Below are 8,379 nucleotides of genomic sequence, written 5' to 3'. Positions count from 1 at the left end.
GCGCTACCATGAGCTGGCCGCGGCCGATCTGCCCGTGACCTGCCCCTGCGGCGGGCTGGTGCGCCCCGGGGTGGTTTTTTTCGGCGAGGGCATTCCCGACGCCGCCGTGACGGGCACCCGCGACCTGCTGGACGGGGCGGACCTTGTGCTTGTGGTCGGCACCTCGGGCGACGTGGCCCCGGCCAACGCCATCCCCTGGCGCGTGAAGCGCGCCGGGGGGGCGGTGGTGGAGGTCAACCTCGGGCCCACGGCCTACGGGGAGCTGGCCGACATCCGCCTGGACGCCCCCGCCGAAAGGGTGCTGCCCCTGCTTTATGAACTCGCAAAATCCTGATATGCCCCCCGTGAAGCGTCGGGCGCCCCGGCGCGTCACGAAGCGGATCTTCCCAAACCCGGGCCGCCGCCGCGCGGCATGACCCAAGGGGTGAAGCGATGGAAACGATGCCTCAGATGGGAATAATGGCCGTCCTGGCCGGCGCCACGCTGACGGTGAAATTCGTGCTCGGCGTGCTGGTGGTCATGTCGGTGACGAGCTGGAGCATGATCCTGTACAAGTTTTTCGCCCTGACGGCGGCGCGCAAGACCGCCGCCCAGGACCTGCTGGCCTTCCAGGGCGCGCGCACCCTGGACGAGGGTATGCGCGTGCTGGCCTCGCACCGCAGCTCGCCGCTGTACCGCGCGGGCACCATGGCCGTGAACGAGCTGCGCCGCCTGGACCAGTCCGGCCTGCTGCACACCGCCTCCATGAAGGTGGTCATGGGCAACCTCGACCGCGCCCTGCGCCAGGGCGTGGGCGCCCAGATGAAGGAGCTGACCCGCTCCCTGGCCTTCCTGGCCACCTGCGGCAGCTCCGCGCCCTTCATCGGCCTGTTCGGCACGGTCTGGGGCATCATGCACTCCTTCCATTCCATCGCCAGCATGAAGACCGCCGCCCTGGCCGCCGTCGCCCCGGGCATCTCCGAGGCCCTGGTGGCCACCGCCGTGGGCCTGGCCGTGGCCATCCCCGCGTCCATCGCCTACAACTCCTTCCTGGGCATGCTCTCGGGCATCGAGACCGAACTCAACGGCTTCGCCGGGGCCTTCATGAACACCGTGCAGCGCGAGATGTCCGCCCCGGCCAAGGGCGAATAGCCGCAAGGAGTCCCGCATGGGTATGAGTTCCGGCAGAAACGGCTTCATGGCCGAGATCAACGTCACGCCCTTTGTGGACGTGATGCTCGTTCTGCTTATCATCTTCATGGTCACCGCGCCGCTGATGACCCAGGGCCTGGAGGTCGAACTGCCCCAGACCAAGACCGTGAGCACCCTGCCCCAGGACAAGGACCACATGGTGCTCACCGTGCGGCGCGACGGCAGCGTGTTTCTCGACGAATACGCCGTGCCCGAGGGCGAGCTGGAAGGACACCTCAAGCGGCTGGTGGCGGAGCAGCGCAAGTTCCTCTATCTGCGCGCCGACCGCGAGGTGCCCTACGGCGTGGTGGTCGCGGTCATGGGCGAGATCAAGTCCGCAGGCATCGACCAGATGGGCGTGGTCGCCGACCCCGCCGACGCACCCGCCCCCGTTCGCGGCGGCAAGAAATAGCCGCGCCCGCCCCTCGCGGGGCCCGCGCGCCCTTGTGCGATGCGACCGATATTCTCCTGGCTCCTCTCCTTGCTGCTGCATGGCGCGGTTCTGGCCGCGGGCATGTTCCTGTCCGCGCCCGGCTCCACGCGCGTCGACCTGGGCGTGCCCGTCTACCAGGTGGACCTCGTGAACCTGAAATCCCTCAAGGGCGCGCCCGCCAAGGCCGCCCCGGCCCCGGCGGCGCCGAAAAAGACCGTGGACGTGACCCCGCCTGCGGCGCCGAAGCCCGCCCCGGCCCCCGAGCCCAAGCCCGAGGCCAAGCCCATCGCCGCCAAGGCCGAGCAGCCCAAGCCGCGGCCCGCCCCGGCCCCGGCCAAGCCCAAACCGGCGGAGAAAAAACCCGCGCCCAAGCCCAAGCCGCCGGAAAAAACCAAGGAACAGCTGCTGGCCGAGGCCCTGGCCGACGCCAGGCGCAAGGCCCAGGCCCAGGCCAGGGCCGAGGCCGAAAACCGCAAGACCCTGGAGAAGGACGCCCTGGCCGACATCGCCAAGATGGTCGCCGAGCAGGACGCCGCCACCACCCAGGAGCCCGGCGAGGGCCCCGGCGCAGGCGGGCAGGACGACGACGGCGTGCCCCTGGGCCTTGAGGCCATCTACGCCGCCAGGGTCAAGGAAATCATCAAGAGCAACTGGCGGTTCCCGAACATTCCGGTCAAGCAGTCCCTGGTGGCCAGCGTGTTCCTGCGCGTGGACGCCACGGGGCTGATAACCGAGGCCGTGCTGGCCGCGCGTTCGGGGCGGCCCGACTTCGACGAATCGGTGCTCAAGGCCGTGCAGGAGACGGTGCAACTGCCCGCCCCGCCCGGAAGCGTCCGCGAAATGCGTATCAACTTCAACCTTCAGGACATGCGCTGACCATGCTGCGACGAGCCCTTGCGACTCTCATGCTGCTTCTTGCCGCCCTCGTGGCCGGGGCTCCCGCCCCGGCCCGGGCCGCGGCCCTTTCCATCGACATCTTCGGCCCCGGCCAGAGCCGGGTCAACATGGCCTTCACCGAGCCGCTGCCCCTGGCCCCGGCTCCGGCCCTGCCCCCGGAGGCCGCGCGCTTCGCCACCCTGGTGCGCGAGAACCTGGGCTACCTGCCCTTCCTGCACCTGGTGCCCGACGGCGAAATCCTCGGCGGCACCAGGATGCCCGGCGTGGTTCGCGACGACATCGACATGCGCCGCTTCCAGATTTCCAAGGTCGACCTGGTGATGACCACCGGCTGGCAGCCCGGGGCCGACGGCTCGCGCCTGGAATGCCGCGTGTACGAGGCGTCTTCGGGGCGGCTGGTGCTGGGCAAGGCCTACCTGCGCGTGGACGCCCAGGGCCTCGTGCGCGTGGCGGACCTGTTCTGCTCCCACTTCATGGAGGCCCTTACCGGTCGCGGCGAGTTCTTCCGGTCGCGGTTGGCCTTTTCGCGCCGCGAGGGCCAGAAGCGCGAGATATGGACCATGACCCCCCAGGGCCGCGACCTGCGCCAGGTCTCCTTCCTTGGCGGCGCCAGCAGCAGCCCGGCGTGGTCCGTGGACGGGCGCTACCTCGCCTTTGCCCACCACAGCGTCTGGCAGCACACCCTGGCCGTGTGGGATTCGCAGACCAACCGCATCTTCGAGACCAAGGTCCCCGGGACGACCATCGGCGGCATGGACTTCATGCCCGACGGGACCCTGGCGGTGGCCATGACCCGGGGCAACATGGACATTTTCAAGATGACCCGCGACCTGACCCGCGTGGGCGACACCCTGGTTTCCAACTGGGCCATCGACGTGTCGCCCAGCTTCGACGCCGAGGGGCGGCTCATGGCCTTCACCTCCGACCGCCAGGGCAACCCCCAGATATTCGTCAAGGACATGCAGACCGGGCGCGAAGAGCGCGTGACCTACGAGGGCAAATACAACACCAGCCCGAGCATCTCGCCCGACGGCCGCCTGGTCGTCTATTCCCGGCGCACCCCCGAGGGGCACCGCATCTTCATCTCCGACATCCAGGCCATGCGCGAGCGCCAGCTCACCTTCGGCCCCGGCAACGACGAGGAGCCCGCCTTCTCGCCCGACGGCTACTTCATCGTTTTTTCCTCCAACCGCAGCGGCGCCTACAAGCTCTACCTGACCACCCGCCACGGCGACGAGCCCCGGGCGCTTGAGACCGGCGGCGGCGCGGCGACCCACCCCGCCTTCGGCCTGCGCGGCGACTGAGCGCAAAAGCCACGCAGGACGGGGCATAAAAAAGGTTTGGCGTCCTATTGATTTCCTCTCCGGGGCAAGGTAGTATATTTGGCTGGTTGGACTCGCTGGGCAGCTCCGGCCTTTCGCAACCGACAGGGCGGCAAATTTTTACATCCAAAGCAACGGTTTTCGAGGAGGATCCAATGCGTACGAGATTTTTGGTTGGCATGGCCGTCATCCTGGCCATGATGCTTGCGGTTTCCGGCTGCGCCAAGACCCAGAAAGACGCTGCCGAGCAGCCGTTGTCGTTCTCGACCCCCGAACCCCAGGCCGGCGAGCCCGCCATGGTCGACAGCGCCGCTCTGGACGCCGAGGCCCAGAAGGCTTTCGACGCCCTGACCGTCAACAAGATCTACTTCGACTTCGACAAGTTCGACCTCAAGGACGAGAGCAAGGAAGTGCTCAAGGCCAAGGCCGAGATTCTCAAGAAGTACGGCGACTGGAAGATGCTTGTCGAAGGCCACTGCGACGAGCGCGGCACCGAGGAGTACAACCTGGCCCTGGGCGAGCGCCGTGCCCGCGCCGCCTACGAGTACCTCGTTGTCCTCGGCGTGCCTTCCTCCCGCCTGAAGATCGTCTCCTTCGGCGAGGAGAAGCCCGCCGTCGAGGGTTCCGGCGAGGCCGCCTGGGCCAAGAACCGTCGCGACGAGTTCAAGGTCTTCAAGTAGGCTCTTCGCTCCCCGGGAGCTGTAGCGCCGCGCGGCCAGCCGCGCGGCGCTTTTTTTGCCCGCCGAACGCAGGCCGCACGGGAGGAGCCGGGGGCGCGGGGGAAAAGGAGCCCGGGTGCGGCCGGGAGCGGGCGGGGAGGGGGGGCCGGGAGCGGCCGGGAACTGTGGGAGGCGCGAGCCGGGGAACGCCGGGAGCGGCGGGGACGGGGGCGGCCGGGAGGCGTGAGCCGGGGAGCGCCGGGAACAATAGGGCCGTAGAGCACCCGGGAATGGCGAGCCGGGAGCGGCGGGGGCGGGGGCGGCCGGGAGGCGTGAGCCGGGGAACGCCGGGAACAATCGGGCCGTAGAGCGGCCGGGAATGGCGAGCCGGGAGCGGCCGGGAGGCGCGGAGCGCAGCGCGCCCGGGAATGGGCCGGGAGGGGGGCGGGATTCTTGTCCGGCGGATCGAAAGGGCGGGGCGGTTCCGGCGCTGCCGGAGGAGGGGCGGCGTCCGGGGCTACATCATGCTCCGGCCGGAATGCCCGGCCACGAAGGCCACATAGCCCCAGCGGGCCAGCCACAGGGCACAGGCCGCGTAGATCCCGGCCACGGCGTCGTCGATCATCACGCCCCAGCCGCCGGGCAGCCAGGTCTCGGCGCGGCGGATGGGAAAGGGCTTGGCGATGTCGAACAGGCGGAAGAACAGCAGCCCGGCGAAGATCTGCCAGACGGGCAGCATGGCGAACGGCAGGAAGGTCAGCCACTGGCCGAGAACCTCGTCGATGACCACGCAGCCGGGATCCTTGCGGCCCAGGGCGGCCTCGGCGCGCCCGGCGGCCCAGGCCCCCAGGGCGAACAGTCCCGCCAGGATCAGCCCGCGCGCCAGGGGGGAGAAGGGCAGGAAGACGAAGGGCGCCAGCAGCACGGCGGCGGCGGAGCCCCAGGTGCCCGGGGCCTTGGGCAGGTGGCCCACGGGGCCCAGGGTGGCGAGGGCGGTGGCGATGCGGTCGGTGGTGCTGGCGGCGTGGGGCGGCATGGTTCTTCCTGGTCTGCTGGTTCCTGTGGCCGGGTTGCGGGGCGCCGCCAGCCTAGGCGGCGGGCGGCCAAAAGGCAAGGGCCGGGCGGCGCGCGCCGCCCGGCCCTTGTCGTCGCGGTCGTGGTGCGTGTCGGGTTAGATGCCCTTCTCGGCCATCAGGGCGACGAGGTCCGCGATGCGGCACGAGTAGCCCCATTCGTTGTCGTACCACACATAGGTCTTGGCCAGGGTGCCGCCCTGGACCAGGGTGAACCCGTCGTCCACGATGCCCGAGTGCGGGTCGCCGATGAGGTCCGAGGACACCAGCGGCTCGGTGGAGTAGGCCAGGATGCCCTTGAGCGGCCCCTCGGCGGCCTGGCGCAGGGTGGCGCGCAGCTCCTCGGTGCTGGTGGGCTTCTTGAGCACGGCCACGAAGTCCACCAGGGACACCGTGGGCGTGGGCACGCGCACGGAGTAGCCGTCGATGAGGCCCTTCATTTCGGGCAGCACCAGGGCCACGGCCTTGGCCGCGCCGGTGCTGGTGGGGATCATGTTGCACGCCGCCGCCCGCGCCCGGCGCAGGTCCTTGTGGGGCAGGTCCAGGATGCGCTGGTCGTTGGTGTAGGAGTGGACCGTGGTCATCACGCCCTTTTCGATGCCGAAGGCTTCGTGGATGACCTTCACCGCCGGGGCCAGGCAGTTGGTGGTGCACGAGGCGTTGGACACGATGCGGTGCTTGGCCGGGTCGTACAGGTGGGCGTTGACGCCGAGCACCACGGTGATGTCCTCCTCCTTGGCGGGGGCGGAGATGATCACGCGTTTGGCGCCGGACTCCAGGTGCTGCGCGGCGGCGGGCCCGGTGCGGAAGATGCCCGTGGATTCGATGACCACGTCCACCTTCATCTCGGCCCAGGGGATGTTGCGCGGGTCGCGCTCGGCGAAGCTGCGGATGGAGAATTCGCCGCCGATGTTGATGGTGTCGCCGTCCACGCTGATCTCGGCGGGGAAGGCGCCGTAGGTGGTGTCGCGGCGCAGGAGCTGGGCGTTGGTCTTCACGTCGAACAGGTCGTTGACGGCCACGACCTCGATGGCGTCGCGGTGGTATTTCCAGATGGTCTTGACGACCTGGCGGCCGATGCGGCCGAAGCCGTTGATGCCTACTCTGACTTTGCTCATAGGGGCCTCCGTGGGCGCTTGGGCCGGGGGTTAGTCCTCGAACGTCTGGTAGACGTAAGCGTTGGCCAGTTCCGAGGTGCGCTTGAGGGCGTGGTACATGCGCGCGTTCTCCAGGGCGATGCCCGAGAGGTTGGCGATGCAGGTCAGGAAGTCCAGTTCGTCGGCGGTGAAGGTGCGCGGCGCGCCGGAGTAGATGCGCAGCACGCCGATAACCGCGCCGCCGCGCGCCGTCAGCGGCACCACCACCAGCGAGACGAGGCCCTCCTCGGCGGCCTGGGCGCCGTATTGGAAGCGCGGGTCCGTGCGCACGTCGTCGATGGTCACGATGCGCCCCTGGAGCACGTCCTGGTCCAGCAGGCTCTTTTCCACCTCCACCGGGCCCTTGGAGGCATAGCGCTCCGACAGGCCGAAGGACGCGTCGGGCAAGAGGATCGCACCGCTGCGGTCCAGAACGCGGATGAAGCAGCCTTTGGCGTCCATGGCCCGGGTGGCCTGCTCGGCGATGCCCGCCAGGACCTTGGACGGGTTGAGGGTCGAGTTGATGACCTTGGCGATGCCGTAGATCGTTTTGTACAGCCGTTCGGTACTCATCTTCCACCTGCCTGTTGCGGGGTTGTGCTCCCAGGCCCGGCGCCCGGGAGGGGCGGGGCCGATTCGTATCACAGCGTACCCTGAACGGTACGCGCTTTCGCGACGGTGATAAAGGGAAAAGCGATGGGCGCGGCCCGGGGGCCCGGGCCGGTCCGGGCGCGGTGTCGCGATAATTCAAGACCCGGGCCGCGGAACATGCTAGCAGGCCGTATCCAAACCCAAAAGGAGTCCCTCATGCGCTTTCGGTATGCGATTTTCTATGTCGAGGATGTGGCCGCGAGCATCGGGTTCTACGAGCGGGCCTTCGGCCTGTCGCGGCGGATGATCCACGAGTCCGGCGACTACGGCGAACTGGACACGGGGTCGACCACCCTGTCCTTTTCGTCCCTGCGCCTGATGACCGCTCTGGGCAAGGCGCCCGGGCGCCCCGATCCGGCGGCCCCGGTGTTCGAGGTGGCCTTCGAGTCCGACGACGTGGCCGCGGCCCTCCAGCGGGCCCGGGCGGCCGGGGCGCGGGTGGTCCAGGAGGTCCGCGAGGAGCCGTGGGGCCAGACCACGGCCTATGTGCTCGACCTCAACGGCTACCTGGTGGAGATATGCTCCCCGGTCCACGGGGCGTCGTAGCCGGGCTCGCGCAGGGTCCATGCCGGGTGGTCCGGCCGGGCGCGGCTGGCGGCCAGGGCCCCCGGGGTCATGGCGAACCAGCGCCCCAGCTCCCTGGTCATGTGCGCCTGGTCCGCGTAGCCGCCGCCCAGGGCTGCCCCGGCCAGGGGGACGCCCGCCAGGATGGCGCGCGCCGTGCCCCGGGCCCGGGCCAGCCTGCGCCAGAAGTCCGGGGGCTGGCCCGTGGCCCCCAGGGCGCGGCGTTGCAGGGTCCGCAGGCTTACGCCCAACTCCCGGGCGGCCCGGGCCGGGCTTTGGGCCGCCGCCAGGCAGTCCAGGAGTTCGGCCACGTCCGCCGGAAGGCTGGCGGCCTCCCGGGCCAGGGCCGCCAGGGCCTGCGGGCCGTCCGGCACGGGGGCTCCTGCCAGCGCGCGCGGGTCGACCCGCGCGCCCGGCCGCAGCCGGACGCCCAGGAAGGCATGCTCCGGGACGACGGCCACCTGCTGCGGGGCG

Annotated in this window: 11 protein-coding genes; 7 read left to right on the top strand and 4 right to left on the bottom strand. The window is 69.9% G+C overall.

Annotation, left to right across the window (positions count from 1 at the left end):
* The 6 genes from M0P34_RS11210 to pal form a co-directional block, all read left to right on the top strand.
* A partial coding sequence (locus M0P34_RS11210; protein ID WP_291499086.1) for a Sir2 family NAD-dependent protein deacetylase occupies positions 1-334 on the top strand: 334 nt, incomplete at its 5' end.
* Between the two features lie 125 nt (positions 335-459).
* Complete coding sequence (locus M0P34_RS11205; protein WP_366062544.1) at positions 460-1,131, top strand: MotA/TolQ/ExbB proton channel family protein; 672 nt, start codon at positions 460-462, stop codon at positions 1,129-1,131.
* A gap of 16 nt (positions 1,132-1,147) precedes the next feature.
* On the top strand, positions 1,148-1,582 hold the full coding sequence (locus M0P34_RS11200) for an ExbD/TolR family protein (protein WP_291499082.1): 435 nt from the start codon (positions 1,148-1,150) through the stop codon (positions 1,580-1,582).
* A 39-nt stretch (positions 1,583-1,621) separates the two neighbouring features.
* Positions 1,622-2,479, top strand: a complete 858-nt coding sequence (locus M0P34_RS11195) for an energy transducer TonB (RefSeq protein ID WP_291499080.1) — start codon at positions 1,622-1,624, stop codon at positions 2,477-2,479.
* Positions 2,480-2,481: 2 nt separating this feature from the next.
* Positions 2,482-3,804, top strand: a complete 1,323-nt coding sequence (locus tag M0P34_RS11190) for a translocation protein TolB (RefSeq protein ID WP_291499079.1) — start codon at positions 2,482-2,484, stop codon at positions 3,802-3,804.
* A gap of 173 nt (positions 3,805-3,977) precedes the next feature.
* Positions 3,978-4,502, top strand: a complete 525-nt coding sequence (gene pal / locus M0P34_RS11185; RefSeq protein WP_291499078.1) for a peptidoglycan-associated lipoprotein Pal — start codon at positions 3,978-3,980, stop codon at positions 4,500-4,502.
* A gap of 496 nt (positions 4,503-4,998) precedes the next feature.
* Here pal and M0P34_RS11180 read toward each other — a convergent pair whose 3' ends face one another.
* The 3 genes from M0P34_RS11180 to M0P34_RS11170 all read right to left on the bottom strand — a co-directional run bounded on the left by M0P34_RS11180 (position 4,999) and on the right by M0P34_RS11170 (position 7,263).
* Positions 4,999-5,517: a phosphatidylglycerophosphatase A gene (locus tag M0P34_RS11180; protein WP_291499077.1), complete on the bottom strand. Its 519-nt coding sequence runs from the start codon at positions 5,515-5,517 to the stop codon at positions 4,999-5,001.
* 135 nt (positions 5,518-5,652) lie between these two features.
* The gene (gene gap, locus M0P34_RS11175) at positions 5,653-6,672 is read right to left on the bottom strand and encodes a type I glyceraldehyde-3-phosphate dehydrogenase (protein ID WP_291499076.1); all 1,020 of its coding nucleotides are present in this window, start codon (positions 6,670-6,672) and stop codon (positions 5,653-5,655) included.
* 30 nt (positions 6,673-6,702) lie between these two features.
* Positions 6,703-7,263: a GAF domain-containing protein gene (locus M0P34_RS11170; protein WP_291499075.1), complete on the bottom strand. Its 561-nt coding sequence runs from the start codon at positions 7,261-7,263 to the stop codon at positions 6,703-6,705.
* 234 nt (positions 7,264-7,497) lie between these two features.
* Here M0P34_RS11170 and M0P34_RS11165 point away from each other — a divergent pair, with 234 nt between their 5' ends.
* Positions 7,498-7,887 carry a VOC family protein gene (locus M0P34_RS11165; RefSeq protein ID WP_291499073.1) on the top strand — a complete coding sequence of 130 codons (390 nt, stop codon included), beginning with the start codon at positions 7,498-7,500 and terminating at the stop codon, positions 7,885-7,887.
* Here the strand turns inward: M0P34_RS11165 and M0P34_RS11160 are convergent.
* Positions 7,845-8,379: helix-turn-helix domain-containing protein (locus M0P34_RS11160; RefSeq protein WP_291499071.1), on the bottom strand; the 535-nt coding region annotated here is incomplete at its 5' end. The genes M0P34_RS11165 and M0P34_RS11160 overlap by 43 nt on opposite strands.

It is taken from the genome of Desulfocurvus sp., from assembly GCF_023230885.1.
Classification (GTDB): Bacteria; Desulfobacterota; Desulfovibrionia; order Desulfovibrionales; family Desulfovibrionaceae; genus Desulfocurvus.
This window is presented reverse-complemented; position numbering and strand designations above follow the sequence as displayed.

What these genes read in the sequence shown, in the direction of transcription:
- M0P34_RS11190 (WP_291499079.1), top strand. Translation starts at nt 2,482, where the DNA reads ATGCTGCGACGAGCCCTTGCGACTCTCATGCTGCTTCTTGCCGCCCTC.
- M0P34_RS11200 (WP_291499082.1), top strand. Translation starts at nt 1,148, where the DNA reads ATGGGTATGAGTTCCGGCAGAAACGGCTTCATGGCCGAGATCAACGTC.
- M0P34_RS11165 (WP_291499073.1), top strand. Translation starts at nt 7,498, where the DNA reads ATGCGCTTTCGGTATGCGATTTTCTATGTCGAGGATGTGGCCGCGAGC.
- pal (WP_291499078.1), top strand. Translation starts at nt 3,978, where the DNA reads ATGCGTACGAGATTTTTGGTTGGCATGGCCGTCATCCTGGCCATGATG.
- M0P34_RS11170 (WP_291499075.1), bottom strand. Translation starts at nt 7,263, where the DNA reads ATGAGTACCGAACGGCTGTACAAAACGATCTACGGCATCGCCAAGGTC.
- M0P34_RS11205 (WP_366062544.1), top strand. Translation starts at nt 460, where the DNA reads ATGGCCGTCCTGGCCGGCGCCACGCTGACGGTGAAATTCGTGCTCGGC.
- gap (WP_291499076.1), bottom strand. Translation starts at nt 6,672, where the DNA reads ATGAGCAAAGTCAGAGTAGGCATCAACGGCTTCGGCCGCATCGGCCGC.
- M0P34_RS11195 (WP_291499080.1), top strand. Translation starts at nt 1,622, where the DNA reads ATGCGACCGATATTCTCCTGGCTCCTCTCCTTGCTGCTGCATGGCGCG.
- M0P34_RS11180 (WP_291499077.1), bottom strand. Translation starts at nt 5,517, where the DNA reads ATGCCGCCCCACGCCGCCAGCACCACCGACCGCATCGCCACCGCCCTC.